The sequence below is a fragment of the Nocardiopsis sp. iso_186 genome, from assembly GCF_056173365.1.
In genome coordinates this window covers 250,014-269,124 of record NZ_CM149670.1, presented here as the reverse complement: position 1 = coordinate 269,124, position 19,111 = coordinate 250,014, and the positions used below count along the sequence as shown (strand labels likewise).

At 68.7% G+C, this 19,111-nt stretch carries 18 protein-coding genes and 3 tRNA genes; 11 read left to right on the top strand and 10 right to left on the bottom strand.

Features of this window, described 5'->3' with window-relative positions; genetic code table 11:
* Positions 1-9 precede the first annotated feature (9 nt).
* Positions 10-1,722 carry a serine/threonine-protein kinase gene (locus AC0VYP_RS01250; protein WP_475472115.1) on the bottom strand — a complete coding sequence of 571 codons (1,713 nt, stop codon included), beginning with the start codon at positions 1,720-1,722 and terminating at the stop codon, positions 10-12.
* Positions 1,723-1,959: 237 nt separating this feature from the next.
* On the opposite strand from AC0VYP_RS01250, the gene AC0VYP_RS01245 reads away from it, so the two are divergent.
* Both AC0VYP_RS01245 and AC0VYP_RS01240 read left to right on the top strand, forming a co-directional pair.
* On the top strand, positions 1,960-2,289 hold the full coding sequence (locus AC0VYP_RS01245) for a TFIIB-type zinc ribbon-containing protein (RefSeq protein WP_285761611.1): 330 nt from the start codon (positions 1,960-1,962) through the stop codon (positions 2,287-2,289).
* Positions 2,290-2,295: 6 nt separating this feature from the next.
* Complete coding sequence (locus AC0VYP_RS01240; RefSeq protein ID WP_432707519.1) at positions 2,296-2,940, top strand: AAA family ATPase; 645 nt, start codon at positions 2,296-2,298, stop codon at positions 2,938-2,940.
* On the opposite strand, the gene AC0VYP_RS01235 is transcribed toward AC0VYP_RS01240, so the two are convergent.
* The 3 genes from AC0VYP_RS01235 to AC0VYP_RS01225 all read right to left on the bottom strand — a co-directional run bounded on the left by AC0VYP_RS01235 (position 2,903) and on the right by AC0VYP_RS01225 (position 7,072).
* The gene (locus AC0VYP_RS01235) at positions 2,903-5,179 is read right to left on the bottom strand and encodes a heavy metal translocating P-type ATPase (RefSeq protein WP_285761612.1); all 2,277 of its coding nucleotides are present in this window, start codon (positions 5,177-5,179) and stop codon (positions 2,903-2,905) included. The two genes, AC0VYP_RS01240 and AC0VYP_RS01235, sit on opposite strands and share 38 nt — an antisense overlap.
* A complete protein-coding gene (locus AC0VYP_RS01230; protein ID WP_475472114.1) occupies positions 5,176-6,063 on the bottom strand; it encodes a hypothetical protein in 888 nt (295 codons plus the stop codon). Before AC0VYP_RS01230 ends, AC0VYP_RS01235 begins: the two co-directional genes overlap by 4 nt.
* Before the next feature lie 211 nt (positions 6,064-6,274).
* Positions 6,275-7,072, bottom strand: a complete 798-nt coding sequence (locus AC0VYP_RS01225; RefSeq protein WP_285761614.1) for an ion transporter — start codon at positions 7,070-7,072, stop codon at positions 6,275-6,277.
* 410 nt (positions 7,073-7,482) lie between these two features.
* Here AC0VYP_RS01225 and AC0VYP_RS01220 point away from each other — a divergent pair, with 410 nt between their 5' ends.
* Both AC0VYP_RS01220 and AC0VYP_RS01215 read left to right on the top strand, forming a co-directional pair.
* The gene (locus AC0VYP_RS01220) at positions 7,483-9,099 is read left to right on the top strand and encodes a PP2C family protein-serine/threonine phosphatase (protein WP_475472113.1); all 1,617 of its coding nucleotides are present in this window, start codon (positions 7,483-7,485) and stop codon (positions 9,097-9,099) included.
* A complete protein-coding gene (locus AC0VYP_RS01215; protein WP_475472112.1) occupies positions 9,096-10,220 on the top strand; it encodes a cobalamin B12-binding domain-containing protein in 1,125 nt (374 codons plus the stop codon). Before AC0VYP_RS01220 ends, AC0VYP_RS01215 begins: the two co-directional genes overlap by 4 nt.
* 39 nt (positions 10,221-10,259) lie before the next feature.
* Here AC0VYP_RS01215 and AC0VYP_RS01210 read toward each other — a convergent pair whose 3' ends face one another.
* Positions 10,260-10,985 (bottom strand): rRNA methyltransferase, encoded by a 726-nt coding sequence (locus AC0VYP_RS01210; protein ID WP_285761617.1) that lies wholly within the window; start codon positions 10,983-10,985, stop codon positions 10,260-10,262.
* 133 nt (positions 10,986-11,118) lie between these two features.
* On the opposite strand from AC0VYP_RS01210, the gene AC0VYP_RS01205 reads away from it, so the two are divergent.
* The 5 genes from AC0VYP_RS01205 to AC0VYP_RS01185 all read left to right on the top strand — a co-directional run bounded on the left by AC0VYP_RS01205 (position 11,119) and on the right by AC0VYP_RS01185 (position 14,387).
* On the top strand, positions 11,119-11,292 hold the full coding sequence (locus tag AC0VYP_RS01205; protein ID WP_285761618.1) for a glycine zipper domain-containing protein: 174 nt from the start codon (positions 11,119-11,121) through the stop codon (positions 11,290-11,292).
* A 401-nt stretch (positions 11,293-11,693) separates the two neighbouring features.
* Positions 11,694-12,191 carry a DivIVA domain-containing protein gene (locus AC0VYP_RS01200; protein WP_475472111.1) on the top strand — a complete coding sequence of 166 codons (498 nt, stop codon included), beginning with the start codon at positions 11,694-11,696 and terminating at the stop codon, positions 12,189-12,191.
* A 353-nt stretch (positions 12,192-12,544) separates the two neighbouring features.
* The gene (locus tag AC0VYP_RS01195; protein WP_285761620.1) at positions 12,545-13,012 is read left to right on the top strand and encodes a hypothetical protein; all 468 of its coding nucleotides are present in this window, start codon (positions 12,545-12,547) and stop codon (positions 13,010-13,012) included.
* Positions 13,013-13,374: 362 nt separating this feature from the next.
* Positions 13,375-13,938: a DUF5994 family protein gene (locus AC0VYP_RS01190; protein WP_285761621.1), complete on the top strand. Its 564-nt coding sequence runs from the start codon at positions 13,375-13,377 to the stop codon at positions 13,936-13,938.
* Positions 13,935-14,387: an STAS domain-containing protein gene (locus AC0VYP_RS01185; RefSeq protein WP_475472110.1), complete on the top strand. Its 453-nt coding sequence runs from the start codon at positions 13,935-13,937 to the stop codon at positions 14,385-14,387. Before AC0VYP_RS01190 ends, AC0VYP_RS01185 begins: the two co-directional genes overlap by 4 nt.
* Positions 14,388-14,513: 126 nt before the next feature.
* Here the strand turns inward: AC0VYP_RS01185 and AC0VYP_RS01180 are convergent, their stop codons facing one another.
* The 5 genes from AC0VYP_RS01180 to AC0VYP_RS01160 form a co-directional block, all read right to left on the bottom strand.
* Positions 14,514-14,765, bottom strand: coding sequence for a hypothetical protein (locus tag AC0VYP_RS01180; RefSeq protein ID WP_475472109.1), 252 nt, complete (start codon positions 14,763-14,765; stop codon positions 14,514-14,516).
* Positions 14,766-14,995: 230 nt separating this feature from the next.
* Positions 14,996-15,069: transfer RNA gene (locus AC0VYP_RS01175), tRNA-Phe, on the bottom strand.
* Between the two features lie 26 nt (positions 15,070-15,095).
* A tRNA-Asp gene (locus AC0VYP_RS01170) sits at positions 15,096-15,170 on the bottom strand.
* A gap of 115 nt (positions 15,171-15,285) precedes the next feature.
* A tRNA-Glu gene (locus AC0VYP_RS01165) sits at positions 15,286-15,358 on the bottom strand.
* 106 nt (positions 15,359-15,464) lie between these two features.
* Complete coding sequence (locus AC0VYP_RS01160; RefSeq protein ID WP_475474136.1) at positions 15,465-17,063, bottom strand: metallophosphoesterase family protein; 1,599 nt, start codon at positions 17,061-17,063, stop codon at positions 15,465-15,467.
* A gap of 119 nt (positions 17,064-17,182) precedes the next feature.
* Here AC0VYP_RS01160 and AC0VYP_RS01155 point away from each other — a divergent pair, with 119 nt between their 5' ends.
* Together AC0VYP_RS01155 and AC0VYP_RS01150 are read left to right on the top strand one after the other, a co-directional pair.
* Entirely contained in the window at positions 17,183-17,527 is a 345-nt protein-coding gene (locus AC0VYP_RS01155; RefSeq protein ID WP_285761625.1) for a metallopeptidase family protein, read from the top strand.
* Positions 17,528-17,705: 178 nt separating this feature from the next.
* Positions 17,706-19,106, top strand: coding sequence for an MFS transporter (locus AC0VYP_RS01150; RefSeq protein WP_475472108.1), 1,401 nt, complete (start codon positions 17,706-17,708; stop codon positions 19,104-19,106).
* Positions 19,107-19,111 lie beyond the last annotated feature (5 nt).

Genomic DNA, 19,111 nt, shown 5'->3' with positions numbered 1-19,111 from the left:
AGGGCCGGATCAGGCCGCAGGTTCGAACGACCGCGACATCTCGTCGAGCATCTTTGCACCGGTGTCCCAGTCGTCGTCGGGGTGGACCAGGAACAGCGAATAGCCCTTCTCCTTGGTGTGGAAACCGCGGTTGACGGCGTGCATCCGACCGCCGTTGCCGTTGAAGGTGAACTCCCAGTCCGAAGCGCTCTCGTAGCGGTCCATGGCGTCCAGGTCCACCCGGCCGATACCGATCTCCTCATAACCGGAGAACCCGCGCGAACCGATCGGCGCGTACTCCTCCCAGTCGTCCTGGGCATCGGTCTGCGGGTTGTCCACCTGGGCGACCTGAAGGTAACCGCCGTCGGGGTTGCGGAAGAAGACGTCGCTTCCCCGGCGCTCCTGTGCCCAGCCTCGGGGCACGTTGACGGCGAAACCGGTCTGGTCGTCATGGCGCACCAGTTCGGGGCCGTCGTAGCCGTCGTCGGGCTCCGCCGTCCGCTCCGCTTCGGCTTCCCCTTCCTCCCCAGCGGCACTCGCGGGCGGGGACCCCTCGTCGTCCCCCGCAGAGGGCTCCGGCGGCACCCCGGAGGCGTCGGCCGGGGCCGACACCGACGAACCGGCGGTACCGGGAAGCCCCGCGCCCTCGGGCACGGCGGGGGAACCGCCGTCGGGCACCAGGAACAGGATCGCGGCGATGACCCCGGCGACCACGAGCAGGACGAGCACCAGCAGCCCCGTGGTGCGCAGACTGCCGTCGCCTCGCCGGGCGGGCTTGGCGGACGTGGTCGGCTCGACCGGCTCGGGCTCCGGCGGCGGGAGCGGCAGGGCCGTGGTGGCCTCGGCCGGCTCGAACGTCACGGGTTCCGCGGCGGGGGCGGGGGCGGGCAGAGGTTCGGGTTCGTCCCGGGGGGTGCTCTGCACCACCTCCTGAAGGATCTCGGCTGCCTCGTGGACGGTGGGACGGTTGCCCGGGTTCTTGTCCAGCAGCGCCTCCAGCAAGGGGCGCAGCGGACCGGCGGCGAGCGCGGGCGGAACGTCCTCGGTGACCACGGCGGTGAGCGTGGCCATCGGGCTGCTGCGCTGGAACGGCGGGGAACCGTGCAGGGCCGCGTACAGCGTGGTGCCCAGCGACCACATGTCGGTGTAGGGGGCGGCCGCCTCCCCACGCGCCTGTTCGGGCGCCAAGTAGCTGGGGGAACCAAGGAGGTTCCCGGTCCGGGTGAGGCTGCTGGCACCTTCGAGCCGCGCGATGCCGAAGTCCGTGAGAACCGCACGGTCGCCCTTGGCGACGAGGACGTTGCCGGGCTTGATGTCGCGGTGCACGATGCCACGCTGGTGGGCGACGGCAAGCGCGGAGACCATCTGCAGACCGATGCCCGCTGCACGCGCGGGAGAGATCGTGCCGCGCGTCTTGATGATCTCGCTGAGCGAGTTGCCCCGGACCAGCTCCATCACGATCCACGGAAAGCCCTCGTATTCGACCACGTCGAACACGGTGATGATCGAGGGGTGGCTGAGCTGGGCCGCACTTCGGGCCTCACGCATCATCCTGGTGCGCAGGATCTCGATCTCCTGCTGCGGCAGGTGCTCGTTGATGGTGAGTTCCTTGATGGCGACCGGACGGTCCAGCAGCTCGTCGGTCCCCTCCCAGACACGCCCCATGCCGCCCTCGCCGATGAGCCGGGACAGCCGGTACCGACCGACGAGGAGAAGGTCCGGCTCGGGGTGCTCAGTACTCATGATTTCCTCTACTGGGAGGCCGGGGGGCGCGGCAGCGCTGTGACGACGCCACCATCGGAGTGTAAAAGGCCGCAAGGCATGACAAGAGCCCCAGAAGTCGGGACGCCGTCCGCCCGCAGCCGTCCGACGGCTCGGCAGTTAGGCGGTGAACTGCGACTTTGGCAGCCGAAGAGGTACGGCGGGGAGGACTTCGCGATCCTTAACCAGAGGCGACAACCGACTCCCTACGATGGCGCCGTGATTTGTCCCAAGTGCCAGAACCACATGCGTACCTTTGACCGCATGGGAATCCACATCGACCAGTGCGAGCGCTGTCGTGGGATCTTCCTCGACGCCGGCGAGCTGGAGCAGATCGTCTCCGCCGAGCAGCGCCACTACACGCCGCCCCCTCCCCCGCCCTACGGCGGAGCGGCACAGGGGTACCGGCCCGACTCCCCCGGCCCCTACCGCGGACGCCCCGACTCCCCCGGCCCCTACAAGGGCGGCGGCTACGGTTACTCCGACTCCCCGCGGCCCTACGGGCACAAGAACCGCCGCAAGGGCTTCCTGGAAAACCTGTTCGACTGACCGATCGTGAACCTGTTGATCTGCGCGCGCTGCGGCGCGCGCACCGACATCCCCGTCGTGGATCCGGACGGCCCGGTGGTCTGCTGCATCGACTGCGGCCACCGCCAGCCGTTTCTTCGGCGTCCCCTGCATTGTGTGACCGGGCCCAGCGGCACCGGCAAGTCCACCATCGCCCGGTTGCTCACGCCGTGGCTGGCGGACCGCTACGTCGTCCTCGAACAGGACGTCCTGTGGCTGGGGGGCTTGCGTGATCCGGCCGACGACCACCGGTTGTTCCGCTCGACCTGGCTGCGGATGATCTCGATGATCCACCAGAGCGGGCGCCCGGCCGTGTTGTGCGGAACGGTCGTCCCCCCGGAGTTCGAGCCATTGCCCGAACGCGCACTGTTCTCCGAGATCCGCTACCTGTCGTTGACCTGCGACCCCGAAGTCCTGGCCGAGCGGCTGCGGGTCCGCCCCGCCTGGCGTGGCTGGGACGAACCCCGGATCGCGGAGATGCTCGACTACGCGGCCTGGATCGACGAGGCCGCAGCGGAGATGGCCCCGCCGATGGCACTGCTGGACACCACGCGCACCCCGGTGGAGGCCACTGCGGCGGCCGTCTACACCTGGATCACCGGCGAGGACCGGCCCCCTGGTCAATCGGTTTGAAGCCCCTCAACCGCAGGCTGTTGCTGACCACGAAGACGCTGGAGAAGGCCATGGCGGCGCCCGCGATCATCGGGTTGAGCAGCCCGGCCGCAGCCAGCGGCAGAGCCGCGACGTTGTAGGCGAAGGCCCAGAACAAGTTGCCCTTGATCGTGGCGAGCGTGCGCCGCGCCAACCGGATCGCGTCGGCCGCGGCGCGCAGGTCGCCCCGGACCAGGACGAGGTCACCGGCCTCGATCGCGACGTCCGTGCCGGTGCCCATGGCCAGTCCGAGATCGGCCTCGGCCAGCGCGGCCGCGTCGTTCACACCGTCGCCCACCATGGCCACGGTCCTGCCCTCGGACCGCAGCCGCTTGACCACGTCAACCTTGTCGGCGGGGAGAACCTGGGCGATCACCTCGTCGATGCCCACTTCAGCGGCCACCGCACGTGCCACGGCCTCGTTGTCGCCGGTGAGCAGGATCGGGGTGAGGCCCAGCGCACGCAGCCTCCGCACGGCCTCGGCGCTGGTGGGCTTGACGGCGTCGGCGACCACGAGAACGGCACGGGCCCGACCGTCCCAACCGACCGCGACGGCGGTTCGCCCCGCGGCTTCGGCCTCGGCCTTCGCGCGCTCCAGGTCCGCGGGCAGCTCCTGCCCCGACTCCGCCAGCAACGCGGCGCGGCCGGCGACGACGGCGTGGCCGCGCACCGTTGCCCGCACGCCCAGCCCCTCGATGCCGACGAACTCCTGTACCGGGCCCAGTTCCCCCGTGCGGTCAACCGCCGCCCGGGCGATGGCACGGGCGATGGGGTGCTCGGAGGCGTTCTCCACCGCGCCGGCCAGGGCCAGCACCTCCTCGGCCGTCTCTCCCCGGGTGACGTGGACGTCAACCAGTGTCATCTGCCCGGTGGTGACGGTGCCGGTCTTGTCCAGCACCACGGTGTCGATACCGCGGGTGGTCTCCAGGACTTCCGGGCCCTTGATGAGAATGCCCAGTTGGGCACCGCGCCCGGTCCCCACGAGCAGGGCGGTGGGAGTGGCCAGGCCCAAAGCGCACGGGCAGGCGATGATGAGGACCGCGACAGCCGCGGTGAACGCGACGTCCGCCGACCCTCCCACCCCCAGCCAGAAACCCAGGGTGGCCAGGGCCAGGACGATCACCACCGGCACGAATACGCCCGACACCCGGTCGGCCAGTCGCTGCACCTCCGCCTTGCCGCTCTGGGCGTCCTCGACGAGTTTGGCCATCTGCGCCAACTGGGTGTCGGAACCGACCCTGGACGCGCGCACGACGAGCCGTCCGCCCGCATTGACGGTGGCACCGGCGACGGTGGCACCGGGACCGGCCTCGACCGGGACCGACTCACCGGTCAGCATGCTCATGTCGATCGACGAGGTCCCCTCCTCGACAACGCCGTCGGTGGCGATCTTCTCGCCGGGACGGACCACGAAACGGTCGCCGACGACCAGGGAATCCGCCGGTACCCGTTCCTCGATGCCGCCGCGAAGAACCGAGACCTCTTTGGCCCCCAGTTCGAGCAGGGTGCGCAGCGCGGCCCCTGCCCTGCGCTTGGAACGGACCTCGAAGTAGCGGCCGAGCAGGATGAACGTGGTGACGCCGGCGGCGACCTCCAGGTAGATGTTGGCGCTGCCGTCCGTCCGGGCGACGGTGAACTCGAAGGGGTGGATCATTCCCGGCTCGCCCGCGGTGCCCAGGAAGAGCGCGTACAGCGACCACAGGAACGCCGCGATGGTGCCCATGGAGACCAGGGTGTCCATGGTCGCCGCGCCGAGCCGGAGGTTCTTCCAGGCGGCGATGTGGAAGGGAAGCGCGCCCCAGACCAGCACGGGTGCGGCCAGGGTGAGCGACGCCCATTGCCAATAGGTGAACTGCCAGGCCGGCACCATCGCCATGGCGATGACGGGCACGCTCAGGACGGCGCTGACGATGACACGGGTACGCAGCGCGTGCGTGGGGTCGTCCTCAGCAGCGGAGGCGTCCGTGTCAGGAGCGGGCGGGCTGGGCAATTCGGCGGTGTACCCGGCTTTCTCGACCTGGGTGACCAGGTCCCGGGGGGTGATGTCGTCGCCGTACTGCACGCTCGCCTTCTCGGTGGCGTAGTTGACGCTGGCGGTCACCCCGTCGAGCTTGTTGAGGCGGCGTTCGATCCGGTTGGCGCAGGAGGCACAGGTCATGCCGCCAATCGCCAACTCGATCCGCGTGGCGGGGTGCTGCCGGGTAGCAGAATCGCTGCTCATCGGCTCTCCTCTGTGTCGGCGGACACCACGAACTCCGCGGTGTGCACCTTGTTCTCGTGCGTGAAGTCCAGGTAGAGCAGGTAGTCGCCGGCAGATGGGGCCTGCACGGCCATCGCGATCTCCGGTCCGGGATCGGCATCGGGGCCGGGGTGGACGTGAAGATAGCCGAGGTCCCCGACGCGCAGGGCCACCAGGTGGCCGTAGGCGCCCAGGTGGGGCTGGAGGTCGGTGACCGGCTCGCCGTCGCGGTTGACGGTGAAGGCAAGCGTGTTCTCGGCATCGGTGGCCAGTTCCCCGTCCAGTTCGACGGTGTAATCGCCGACGCGCGTCGTAGGAGCGGGTTCGGGCCGGGATGCGGGCCGGTAGTCGCCCGGCAGGGCGAGGTCGGCGCCCAGGACGAGGCCTTCGTGACCGGTCGGGCGGAAGTCGGCGAAGACACGGTAGGGGCCGGCCTCTTCCAGGGTCAGCGCAACGCTCCAGACCCCGGAGGGATCGAGTTCGGGGTGCAGGTGCTGGTAGCCCGTGCCGTCCCTGGCGACGACGACGAGGTGGAGCCGTTTCTCGTGGACCTCGGCGAAATCGGTGACGGGGGCGCCGTCGGGACCGGTGATCCGGATTTGCAGCGGGGCTGATTCGCCGACCGTGTCCGGAGCTCCGACGAGGTCGAGGGCGTAGCCGTTGACAGCCGTCTGGAGGCCCACGGCTGCGGAGTGCTCGCCACTGTCGCCCGCGGTGTCGGACTCGACGTGGGAGCCCTGGTGCGCGGGCTCACTCGTGCTGACGGCGGGCAACGCCGGAGCGAGCAGCCGACCCGCTCCGAACGCCCCGCCGAACGCGACGACGAGCCCCACCCCGTACACCCCCAGTCTGACCGCGACATTCATGACGCTTCCTCACCCTCTCTGTGCGCAACACCCGGCGACGTCTCATTCATCCGAGTCAACCGTATACCCCCAAGGGGTATTCCAGAAAGAGGGAGGTGCCATGCACCAAATCGATCAGGGTACGCAAAACAGCAGGTAGACGCATCGCGCGCACGAAAAGTCAGATTCGGGGCGAGCGGCGGACGCCGCTCCGGGGAACGGTTCCGGGGCCTCACGCACTCCGGCGCAGCTCGGCCACCTCGGAGCGCAACGCACGCAGTTCGGCGAGGATGGCGTCCTGTTGGTCCTCGGGATCCGCCTCGCGAACGGCCCTCTTGCGCGGATGGGCTTCGGACTCATGCTCCAACGCCTCGACGGCGACTGCGATGAACAGGTTGAGGGCGATGAAGGTGGACGCCAGGATGTAGCCGACGAAGAAGATCCAGGCGAGCGGATGCGAATCGGTCACCGTCTTGGCGATCTCCCCCCAGCTGTCACCGGTCATAATCTGAAACAGCGTGATCAGGGAAGTCGCGAGGTCACCGAAGTACTCCGGCGAGATGTCGCTGAACAACCGGGTGGCCATCACAGCCGCCACATAGAGCAGGAGCGCCACCAGCAGCGCGATCGAGGCCATCCCGGGCAGTGCCTTCAGCAGTCCCGCGACGACGTGTCTGAGAGTGGGAATCACGGAGAGCAACCGCAGTACCCGAAGGACGCGCAGCACCCGAAGAACCGCGAAAGGACCGGACGTGGGCAGCAGGGCGATACACACGATGATGAGATCGAACCAGTTCCAGGGATCACGGAAGAAGTCGCCGCGGTAGGCGAACATCCGCAGCGCCAGCTCGACGACGAACACCCCGAGGACGAAAAAGTCCACCATGTGCAACAGATCGCCGTGCCTGCCCATTAGCCCGGGCGAGGTTTCGACCCCAAGAAGGACCCCGTTGACCAGGATGAGCGTAATAATGCTCGACTGGAACCAGCGCGCATCGACGAGCTTTCGGACACGTTCCCGCGCGGTCAAGGGGTCTCCGCTTCAATATCACCGAAAGTCACCGAAAAAAGCCTACTTGCGCTCTTGACAACCCGATACGCACTTATCCCGAAAAGGCAATTTTCGGCCACTCCGATATAGGCACCCCGGACCGACCGGCCGGACTCTCGACCCCCTCCGCACCACCCGCCACACAAGCCCCGTTGGTCTGCAAGGACACGGGAAGCAACAGGGGACCGGGGCGAACCGGGCCGACCGACACCTTCCAAGGAGATAACGGATTGCTAACGGTGCCCGGTCCGATGTTAATCGTCGCCACCACCGGGCAGGCGCGCTCAGCGGTACGCCCCGGTCGTGCTCGGCCCGCCCCGGTCCCCCGTTCCCACCGACGGCGCCACAGCCCGGCGGATGCGCTCCGACCCCCATTGTGACGGAGGCACATGAACTACTCCGACTCTTCCAAGACGACTCCTCCGAGCCATGCCAGGGACTCGGTCAACCCGATCGGTCCACGCGTTGACCACGCCCGTCTGGGAGCCGTAGCCCCCCGCATCCTCAACGAAGTGCTGTCGGGGGTCAGCGACGCGGTCGTCGTGTGCGACCGGCGCGGAGTGGTGCAGAGCCTGCACGGGACCGCCCCGGAACTGCTGCCCTCGGTACACATCGGCGGCGACGTGCACCGCAGCCTGCTGGGACACCTCAGCGGCGGCCCGGACGTCTTCCACGGCGTGCTCGACGGCGTTTCCCTGACCGCACGGCAGCGCCCCCTCAACGGCGGACGCAGCGCCTGGTACCTGCGGGCCTCCGAGTCGCATCGGACCGGACCGCCGAGCGCGGAGTTCCTGAGCGAGTCCGCCCGTCGCCTCAACGCCTCCCTCCAGTACGAGCGCGTCGTGCAGCACTCCGTACAGATCCCGGTCCCCGAGATCGCCACCACCTGCCTGCACTTCACCGTCGAACCCGGTTTCGGCGTCGGCTGGTCGCGCTGGAGCGCCTCGGACACCGCAAGCACCCCGGCCTCGGGACACCTCCGCGTGAGCGCAGCGGACCGGCTGGAGTGGCTGGCGGCGGTACTGAGCGGTGACGCACCCCTGACCGAGCCGTGGCCCAGCGACACCGCCGACCTGCTCCCCGAATCCTCCACCCCTCCCGGGGCGATGGTGGCACTGCCGGTGCACGGCAGCACCGGGGTGATCGGAGCAATGCTGTTCGTCCGCGCGTTCGGGCACGCCGGTTTCGACGACCACGACATCGGCCTGTTGCGCGAGTACTGCGACCGGGTCGGTGCCGCGGTGAGCGCCGCCCTGCTCTACCGTTACCAGTCGCGTACCGCCGAGACCCTGCGGGCGAGCCTGATCCCGCTCCCCCTGCCCCGGGCCCACGGTGTTTCCCTGGGGTCGGCGTACCGTTGCGCGCTCGGCGCGGAACTGATCGGCGGCGACTACTACGAGGTCTCCGCCTCGCCCGAAGGCATCGACTTCCTCCTCGGCGACGTGTGCGGCAAAGGCGTCGAGGCCGCCGCGCTGTCCGGCCTGGTCCGCCAGTCGCTGAACGCCCTCAAACTGGTGGAGCGGCGACCTCGCGCACTCGTGGAAATGCTCAACCAGGTCCTCGTGGACAACGCGAACGAACGGTTCACCACCCTGGCGCTCGGCCAGGCAACCCACAACGGCTCCGGCGGGCTCGATGTCGTCCTGGCCGGCGGCGGACATCTGCCGGCGCTGGTGCTGCACGCCGACGCCACCGTGGAGGAGATCGCGGTTCCCGGGATGATCGTCGGCGCGATCCCCGACGCCGTGTTCGCGACCACCTCCTTCACGCTCGCCCCCGGCGACATGCTGCTGCTGTACAGCGACGGTGTGACCGAGGCCCGCAACGACCTGCCGGAGCGGGAGATGTTCGGCGAAGAACGTCTGCACGCGCTGTTGGCCGACTGCGCCGGGATGCCCGCGGGCGCGGTGGCCGAGCGAATCGAACAGGTCGTCGGGGACTGGCTGCGCGACGGTGTGCACGACGACATAGCGATCCTGGCCATCCAGGCGGACGGGACCCATTGAGCTCCTCGGGAGCAGCGCTTCACCCATCGGACGGACTCGACGAGGCCGGCCGGCTCTCCGTGCGATACCTGGAACGCCTGGGCGAGGCCGACGAGGCCGGAGCCCTCGCACTGTTGCGCGACTCCCTGGCACAAGGGTGGCCGATCGAGTCGATCCTGTTGGACGTCATCGCTTCCGCACAATTGAGCGTGGGCTGGCTGTGGCAGACCAACGAATGGTCGGTGGCCCGTGAACACGCGGCCACTCACGTGAGCGAACGGGTACTCGACACACTCGTGGCCGAGGTGCTGCACCAGCGCGTGCCGCCACCCAGCCTCGGCCGGATCGTCGTGGCCTGCGTGGACGGCGAGTGGCACGCGCTCCCCGCCCGCTTGGTGGCCGATGTACTGCGCCTGCGCGGCTGGGAGGTGGCCTTTCTCGGTACGAGCGTTCCGGAGGGAAGGCTCATCACCTACCTCCAGGAACACAATCCGCAGGTCGTCGCGCTGAGCTGTTCGCTGTCCACCCGGCTGCCCAAAGCGCACCGGATGATCCAGGCATGCCGGCGGATGGGCCTGCCGGTACTGGTGGGCGGACGGGGCTTCGGTCCCGACGACACCTGGGCCCGCCTGCTGGACGCCGACGCCTGGGCGGGAAGCGCCCGCGAGGCCGCCCAGGTGCTGGAACGGGGCGTGTATCCCCGCACCAACGTGCACACCTCCCCCACGGTGCTTCCTTCGCATTCGGAGTACGCCAGTCTGCTGCGCCGCCGCGGCGAGCTGATCGCCCAAACCGTCCAGCGGTTGACAGAGGACCACCCGGAGCTGGGGCTCCACCGGGTAGAGGCCCGGGACCGCACCGTCGAGGACCTGGGGCACCTCGTGGACTTCCTCGCCGTTTCGCTCTACGTCGCCAACACCGAGCTCTTCGTGCGGTTCCTGCACTGGATGCACGACGTACTGGAACCACGGGGCATCCCGTTCACGACGGTGCTGGAGACCCTGGGGCACTACGAAACGCTGCTGTACGACTACCCGTTGACCGTGGAAACCCTGCGCGCGGCCCGCTTGCGTATGACCGGGGTGACCCGACCGCGACGGACCGGACGCGCCCCTGCCCCCGCCGCCCTCGACAACCATTGACACGGCACCCGGGAAGGCCACCGCGCCCACGGCCCGGGATCACCGCAGTTCCGCCGCGCGCACCAGAACCGCGGCCCGATTGCCCACCCGTATCCGTTCCAGGGCGGCGACGCCTTCGGGAAGGACGATCTTGCGCGTCCGGGCGGTGACGACGACGACCGCGTGACCGGGCAGGACGGTGGCGAGCGCACGCAACAGCGCGGTGACGGGGTCGGCACCGGACGGCACCGCGGACCAATGGGTGAGGTCGCCGTAGGGCACGTCGGTGAGGACCAGGTCCACGGGCCCGCCGGGGGACGGCGGAGCGAAGGCATCCGCCTCGAACACCGTATGTGCGAGATCACCGCCGCGCTCCACGAGGTCGCGGGCCAACCGCTCGGCACTCTCGGCGGTGGCCAGGTAACCGGGCTTGTCGAAGGCGGCCGCCCGCTCCCTTGCCTGGGTCGCACGCCGGGCCAGCCCTTCCTCCGACAGCAGCCCCAGGTTCTCCCCCGCGAGCGCCACGGCGTCGGAAGAGATGTCGGAAGCGAGCACTCGCCCCAAGCGGGCACGATGCAGTAGACCGGTGACCGTGGCGAGGTAGCCGCCCCCGCAGCAGGGGTCCCACAGCGTCAGCGGGCGCTCCGGCAAGCGGGCCATGGCCCGCTGGGCCAGCTCCGAGGCCAGCCTCACCGGGAAACCGGGGTAGCCGGGAGCCGAACGGAGAACCCGGCCACCGGCCAGGTCACCGTGGTCGGCGCGCTCGGTCGCATATCGATAGCTCAATTTCCCCTACTCCACCGGTCGTCTGGACACGATGCTGCCCGCTGGCCCGGCCCGGAGCAACCTCGATGCAACCGTTCTGCTGGTCAGGGCGTCGGAGACAGGTGGAAGCCGGCTACGAGAAAGAACAGGCGAAATGGCGAAGAACCAGGCGCTCGGCGTCGGAATGCTCCTGGGGGTGGCCATCGGGATCGCCCTGGGAACCGCCCTGGACAGCATCGGCATCGGGATCGCTCTCGGAGCAGGGATCGGTATCGCGCTCGGCGCCGCGATGACCGGGAAGCAGGGCGACGACGACCCCGCCGAATGACCGGACCGGCTCGCAGCGCGGCCCCGGTGGGGCCTCCACCCGGAAATGACGACGGCCTCGGAGGGGCCACCGGCTTGTCCGGGAGTCGCAGGGGACCGTGACGCCGCACCGAGCACGGTGCACCGGAGGACGAGGTAGCCCGACCATCCGGGTATCCGTCCGATGCCCCTCTGCCTCTCGAACCGACCTCCGAGCTCCTGTTGCCGGGCACGCCACCGCCTGCTCCCCCTCACGAAGGCTCTCTCCTCCCGACCGGTGCCCGCGAATTCGGCTCCGGCCTCCACCGCCTCCAACCGTCCGGTTGTGGCCAGGACAGCATGGCGGACGGGACGGACGCCTGCTCTCAGATGCCTGTCGCCAGGGACGTGGTTGGATTGTCGAAAAACCCGGAAAGGGTGCAGATGGTCAGCATTGAACAGGACGACGTGCAGAGTCCGCAGTTCGACGTGGTGCTGCGCGGCTACGACCGCAACCAGGTCACCACCGCCGTCGCCGCGGTTCTGGACTCCCGGAGCAACGAACCCGCCGAATCCTCCGAGTGGGCGCACTATCTCCACGGCCGGATCGAGTTCGACGTAGTGTTGCGCGGTTTTGACCGCGGCCAGGTCGAAGCGTGGTTCGCCGCCAACACCGGCGCACACGCGACCGAGGAAGAACCAGCCGCGCCGCGCCCGAAACGGGAGCCCCCGGGCTTCGACGTGGTCCTGCGCGGCTACGACCGCAACCAGGTTGACGAGTTCGTCCAGCGCGCCCAGGACACCGTCAACGCGGCCTCAGACGTCCCCCCGCTCAGCCGCGCCGAGGCCGTGGACACGACATTCGACGTGGTGCTGCGCGGCTACGACCGTAGCCAGGTCACGACGTGGATCGGCCAGATCTCCGAGCAGCTGCCCGACTAGCCCACGGACGCGAGCAGCACCCCCCACAGCCGCACGCGCAAACACCCCGCACCACTGGTGGACACCGACCGCCAACGGTCCCGCCGCACCACTGCCGCCCCACGCCCGTCCGGCACCGGTACATGCCCCTACCGGCACCGTCGGCGTCCCGGTGGACACGACCACCGCTGCCCGCGCCGACTCGGCCGGGTTTCCCGGAGGTTGACAGCACTCGGATTCCACGCCCGAAACGGGGTAGGGGACGAGCCGTTGAAACACGACACGACGAGAACCGCGCGGTCGGGCCCCGGGAGCAGCCTGCGGTGCAGCCGGGACCACGACAGTGGACACCCCCGAAGAAACGAGGAACCGCGATGCCCAGTTCCACGCGCCCCGACCCCGGATACCACCTCGCCCATACCGTGTCCTCCGGACCGGGGCCGACCGTCGCCCTACCGCAGCCAGAGATCTGGCCCATCCCCATCACCCGTGAGCCCGGGCGGACGGCACGGGCGGAGGCCACGTGCGGAACCTGCGGGATGACCCTGGAGTACCGACTGTTCAGCACAAGCCGCACCCGGGCCCTTCGCGCGATGTGGGCGGTACTCCTCATCGTGACCGCCCTGTGCTGCGCGGTCACCGCTTACCTCGCCCTGGCCCCGGGACCGGACGGCCGACCGAGCGGCGCCCTACTCTTCCTGGGACTGCTGGCAGCTCCCGGGATCGCCTTCCTCAGCGGTCGCCAGTTCTTCCGGGAGACCGGGCTCAGAGGGCCGGGACGGTGGATCGGGCACAAGGGTCACGCCCTCCACACCGGGACGATCGCAAAGAACGACACGTGACCGTGGGGCGGCGGTTTCGTCCGAACAGTTCGCCGCCCCACCTGTTACAGACCCAACAAACACGATCTGTTCTGCGGAAACCTCCTCATCAGGCGACGATGAGCGTAGTGTCGGAGTAGACAGGAGACGTCGGCGATCCCCGGCTGGGACCCGCCGCACCGATCCGCTTTGAAGGGGGCGTCATGCTCCACGGTCGCAGGACTTCCCACCGTGGTCCCGCACCCGCGGACGCCCCCACGCACAACCGGCCACCAGGCCCCCGACCAGAACCTCCGGGCCACTGGTCTCTCTTCCCCCGTTGGTTGACGACCACAGCGAAGCTGTCCCTGCACGGACAATTTCCAGACGACGGGAGGAACACTGTGAACAGCACAGTCGCAGAACACACGTCAACGGGCTCCGGGCCGGCACCGTCGGCCCCCAGGCTGTGGCTGGAGCCGGCGACATCGCACCGGCCCCTGTTGGACGGAAGCTGGTGGCCCCGCTCCCGCCGACTGGACACCGAACTCCCCGGCCTTGTGCGCGCCCTGGACGACCGGCTCGATTCGACCACCCACATCCTCGTGGGCCCCGACGACTGGGACGATCACCCCAAGGTTGTGGAGGTCGCCGGCCACACCGTCCGCGTCTTCTGGTTCACCGGTTTTCCGCACGACCTGTTGATCGCGACCTCCCTCTCCGGTGACCGACTCGACCTGATGGTCGTTCCTGCCACCACCGAGCCGGCAACCGCACACGCGGCCGCGGCCATGGCAGGCATGAACGGCAACACCGTCCACGCACCGGACATCCTGGCCAACGTCAACCGCCTCCGGGACGCCGCGACCGCAGAAGAGACGGCATGGGAATCCGAAGGCGGACACCTGGGGAGCAACGGCTCCACCGGAGGTTCGTCGGCCCTACCGCGTCCTCGGGAAGCGCTGTGAAGGTCCTCGAATCCACGAAGGGCACCGGGTACTTCTGCACGGCGCGGCTGTCGGTCATGCGCCGCCCCGGTCGCACCGTCGCCAGGATCGAAGGAGAGATCGACAACGGCACCGCCCCGGCGCTGCGCAGACGTCTGGCGAACCTCCTGCGCCCCGACACCGGACTGCTGGTCCTGGATCTGTCCGGCGTGCTGTTCTGCGACGCATCCGGCCTCTCGGTCCTGGTCACCACGCAGAACCGCGCCTCCGAACTGGGCGTGCGGCTGCGCCTGGCCGAACCCCCCGCCCAAACGGCCCTGGTCCTGCGCATCACCAATCTGGACCTCAGCCTCTCCGTCTACCCCACGGTCCGGGCCGCGCTGGCCGACGAGGGAAAGCACCAGCGGGCGGCCCCGGCATATCCGCCGTTCTCGCCGCCCCCGGCCACAAGCACTTCGCCCTCCCGGTGAACGGCGGCTTTTCTCCCGAACCGTCACCGCTGCTCAGCGGGCGTGACCACTCGTCGTCGGCAGTGGGCGCGAGACGCGGCCCCGGCGCATTGGGCGACCGTTGCCCCGGGCCCGGTACAGCGCCGCTCATGTGTCCGGGAGCGTTGCCTCTTCCCTGAGCGCCCGGGCTTCGCGGCGGTGCCGCTCGGCTTCGGCTCGGACCTGCTCCTGAACGGCCGGGGGTCCGTAGCGGGCAAGTCGAGTACAGATGTTGACCACCTGGTCGAGGGACCGCGCGCGTTCCTCTGCGGATGCGGTCTCAACCGGTCGGGTTCTTCGCCACTGACGCAGCTCCAGGAGAGCGGCTTTGGCTTCGGGGGAGAGAGCAGGTGAAGTCACATCATCTTTTTCTGTCGGCGTGATGTGGGGGGAGACTTTACCGATCCGCCCTGAAGGGTGCCAGTGATGCCGTATCCGCCGTCAAGAGACTGGGGCCGGCCCCGCCGCGGCGCGTGGCCCTGGAGCGGAGCTGCTTCTGCCGGAAACCGGGTACACCCCGGGTTGACCACGCCCTCATCAAAAAAGCCCGAGACCGCAATGGTCTCGGGCGTTTCGTGCGTTTTTCTGTGTGGCCAGGGCCGGGGTCGAACCGGCGACCTTCCGCTTTTCAGGCGGACGCTCGTACCGACTGAGCTACCTGGCCTCAGGTACACCACACGGTGTATCAAGCGGTCCTGACGGGATTTGAACCCGCGGCCTCCACCTTGACAGGGTGGCGAGCACTCCAAGCTGCTCCACAGGACCTTGCTATTCTTTTTTTCCGCTTTGTTCGCGTTAACCCGATTCTATCAGGTGTTTCGCGTCCTTCGCTCTGTTCTCTATTCTGCCAGACCCTCAGCAGTACTTCGAACCGAGCTAGTACCCCCAACGGGATTCGAACCCGCGTTACCGCCTTGAAAGGGCGGCGTCCTAGGCCGCTGGACGATGGGGGCCTCGACGACGACTAATCGTCATTTCCCGGTTTCGTCTGCCGTCGGGGACGGGCTTAACTATAGGGGAGATTGGGGGCAAGTGCCAAAGTGGTTTGCGCGAACCCGCTCACTGGGGCGAACCCGCAGGTGAGAGGGAGGCCGCGGGGGAAGGTGAGCCCGAAGGCGACCCGGACGGTTCCGGAGAGTCGGAAGGGATGGGGGCGGGAGACGCGGTAGCCGTGGTGATGGGGCGATCCGGGTCCTCCTCGATATGCCGCTCGATCTGGGCCGAGGTCAGCCCCAGCCCGCCCAGGGTGACGTCGTCCCATGCCTGCAGACGCTTGGTCTCGGCGTCGAAGTAGAGCACCGATGCCTCATACGGCGTGGGCGTGTCGGACCCGCGATCGAGGTTGCTCAGCCCGGCACCGCCGGTTGACCCCTGGATGAAGAACCGGGTACCGGTCTCCTCGACATCGCTGCGGCGATTGTGGCCGTGGCCTGCGAGCACCAACGGGACCACGCCGCTGAAGCCACGCGCCTGGAGCGGATCGTGCAGGACCGCCACGTCCACGGGAGGCTCCGCGTCAACGATGCTGCGCGCCTGCTCGGAGCCGATCCTGACCACCTCGGCGTTGGTGGGGTTGCCCAGGGCGCGGTCGGGGGTGAAGCGTGGGTCGCCCGCTCCGTAGAACCGCAGTCCGGCGACCTCCTCGATGTCGTCGTCCAGGACCACGGCGTTGGGCTGGGACTGCACCGCACGCTGGGTCCCCATCGAGTCGTGGCTGCCGCGCACCCATACGTAAGGGGCCTCCAGCCCGGCGATCTCGTCGGCGAAGACGTCCTCGGCGGTGCTGCCCCGATCGGTGAGGTCCCCGGAATCGACGATGACATCCACCTGGAACTGCTCCGTGAGCGAGCGGATGACGTTCCAGGCGGCCGGGTTGAGGTGGATGTCGGAGACGTGCAGCACCCGGATGGTGGAGCCCCCGTCGTCGTAGACCGGCAGCGCGGCGGTTACCTCGTACAGCCGTGAAACGTTGCCGACGAGACCCGCGAGCTGGGTCTGGTACTCGGAGAAATGGTTGATGACGTCCTCTGCGCTGCCGACGACCTGGGGTGCGCCCGCCAGCAGGCCCGTGTAGCGAGGCTCGGCGATCGCTCCCGGGTTGAAGGTGGCGTAACTCAGCCCCGCCGCTCCCAGGAGCGTGGCGAGGGCGGTGAGGCCGCTGAACAGGGTCCGCCGCCAGTCGCGGAAGACCAGGAGCGCGACGACGGCCGCCCCGCCGATGGCGAACAGCACGGTCTGGACCGCCAACGCGGTGACGCCTTTTTTGAGATCTGATCCGATGCTGGCGCCGAGCCGGTTGATCGCCTCCGGGTTCTCGAACAGTTCCTGGGCGGCGGCGAGCCGGATCTCGGCGATGGTGGCCTCGAAGCGCAGTGGGGTGGCGTGCGTCTCGAAGGACAGCTTTCCCAGGGGGGCGACGTTGAGGACGGTCTCCCCGCGCAGTGAAGGGCTGACGCTGAGGTTGACGTCGGCGGGACCGATGGGCGTCAGGACGTGGCCTCCCAGGGAGAGGCCGATCCATCCACCGGCCAGGGTCGCGACCAGCACCGCGGTGACCTGCCAGGTCCGGGTCTGGCGCACGTCCCTGGCCCTGCGCAGAAGCGCGCGTACCCGCGTGGGCCGCACAGCCGACCGGATCCTGGCCAGGACCGCCCCCACCTTCACCGCATCTCCCTTCCAGTCCGACGCCGCCCTCGCAGCCGTCGGCCCGGGGCCGACCAGGCCCCACACCCCCGAGGCGCCGCTCGCGCGCGCCCTCATGCCGCACAATACGAGACGTGGTCGAAATATCCCGTGCCAGGTTCGAGGAGCTAGTCGCCGACGCCCTCGACACCATTCCCCAAGAACTGACTCGCTATATCGACAACGTCGTGATCACTGTCTCCGAGGATCCCCCGGTGCCCGGTCTGCTGGGGCTCTACGAGGGCATCCCGCTCACCGAGCGGGGGGACGGGTACGCAGGCGTGCTGCCGGACCAGATCTTCATCTATTGGCGTGAGATCTGCGCGTTCTGCACGACGGCGGAGGAGGTGGTGGACGAGGTTCGGATCACTGTCGTGCACGAGATCGCTCATCACTTCGGGATCGACGACGACCGTCTGCACGAGCTCGGCTGGGCCTGAGACCGGAGCGAAGAGGCCGGACGGCGGTGGGTCTCGGTCGGCCGGAAGGGAGCGGAGATCATGACCGCAAAAGCGGTCGCCGTCCAGCTATAACAACGACTCAGACACGAATTTGACCAAACGGCTTGCGTAAGCAGCCGCAGATCAGGAACGTTATGTTACCAAGCAGAAACCGAGAGTGACTTCAGGGCAAACAATCGAGGGGGCCGTCAGGGTGGGCGATCCGGGTACGGACAGCCGCGAGTTCGAAATCCCGCGCCAGAACAACGGTGCACACGAAACCACACCCCCCGAAAGCGACACCGAATCCCCAAACGCCTCTTCACCGGACTGGCGCCGCAGCTACCGCGATGTGATGCGAGTCCGGGAGTTCCAGGCCCTGTGGTTGGCGCACGCCCTGTCGATGACCGGCAACTACCTGCTCAACATCGTGGTGACGGTACTGGTTTTCCAACAGACCGACTCTGCTTTTCTGACCGGTCTGACCCTGGCCCTGACCTTCCTGCCGCCGATCATCGCCGGCCCTCTGCTCTCAGGTCTTGCCGACCTCTTCCCGCGGCGCCGGGTCATGGTGATCAGCGACGTGATCCGCGCCTGCTTGGTGATGTGCATCGGCATCCCGGGAATGCCCGTGTGGGGTATCTGGGTGCTGCTCTTCTGTTCGATCATGCCGACCATCCCGCACGGTGCGGCGCGGGTTGCGCTCATGACCGAGGTCGTCCAGGGCGAGCGCTATGTGGCCGGGTCGGCCATCATCGGGATGACCCAGCAGGCAGGAACTCTCGTCGGCCTGGTCGCCGGGGGCGCGGTGATGGTCATGGTCGGCGCGGGAACGGCCGTCGTCTACAACGGGTTCGCCTTCCTGCTGTCGGCGCTCATCCTTTTGGTGGGGGTGCGAGCGCACCCTCCGCTGACGGCCAAGGCCAAGGACGACAGGCGGCCCGGACTGCTGGTACTCATCCAGGAGGGCACGTGTCTGGTCTTCAGCGACGCCCGCCTGCGGACCCTGTCGCTGTTCGCCTGGCTGGCAGGGCTGTACATGATTCCCTACGGTCTGGCCAACCCGCTGGCGGCGGAGATCGGCGGTGGCACGGCCGCGGCCGGCCTGATCATGGCGGGCCCGTCGATCGGCGCCGTGCTCGGCGGCCTCGTCCTGACCAGGCTGATCAGTCCGCAGACCCGGATGCGGATGATCGGGCCGCTTGCGATGATCGCATCGCTGCCGTTGCTGGTCTGGCTGGTCCAGCCCCCGCTGTGGGTCATGGTGGTGGCGTTGGTCGTCTCCGGGATGGCCGCGGCCTACCAGTTCGTGGCCAACGCGGCATTCGTGCTGTGCGTACCCTCCGGTGGCCGCGGGCTAGCGTTCGGGCTGGTCGCCGCCGGCCTGCAGGTGGCACAGGGCATCGGGATCGCGATTGCGAGCCTGCTGGTGGGGGTCGTCGGTATCCAGGCCGTCATCGTGACGGCGGGCGTTCTGGGCTCGCTCTGCGCGTTGGTGCTGATCGCGCCGTGGTCCCGGCTGTCCCGCGGGACCATCGAGTTGATGCACCGGCCGGAGCCAAGCGTCAACGAGGCGTAGCGCGC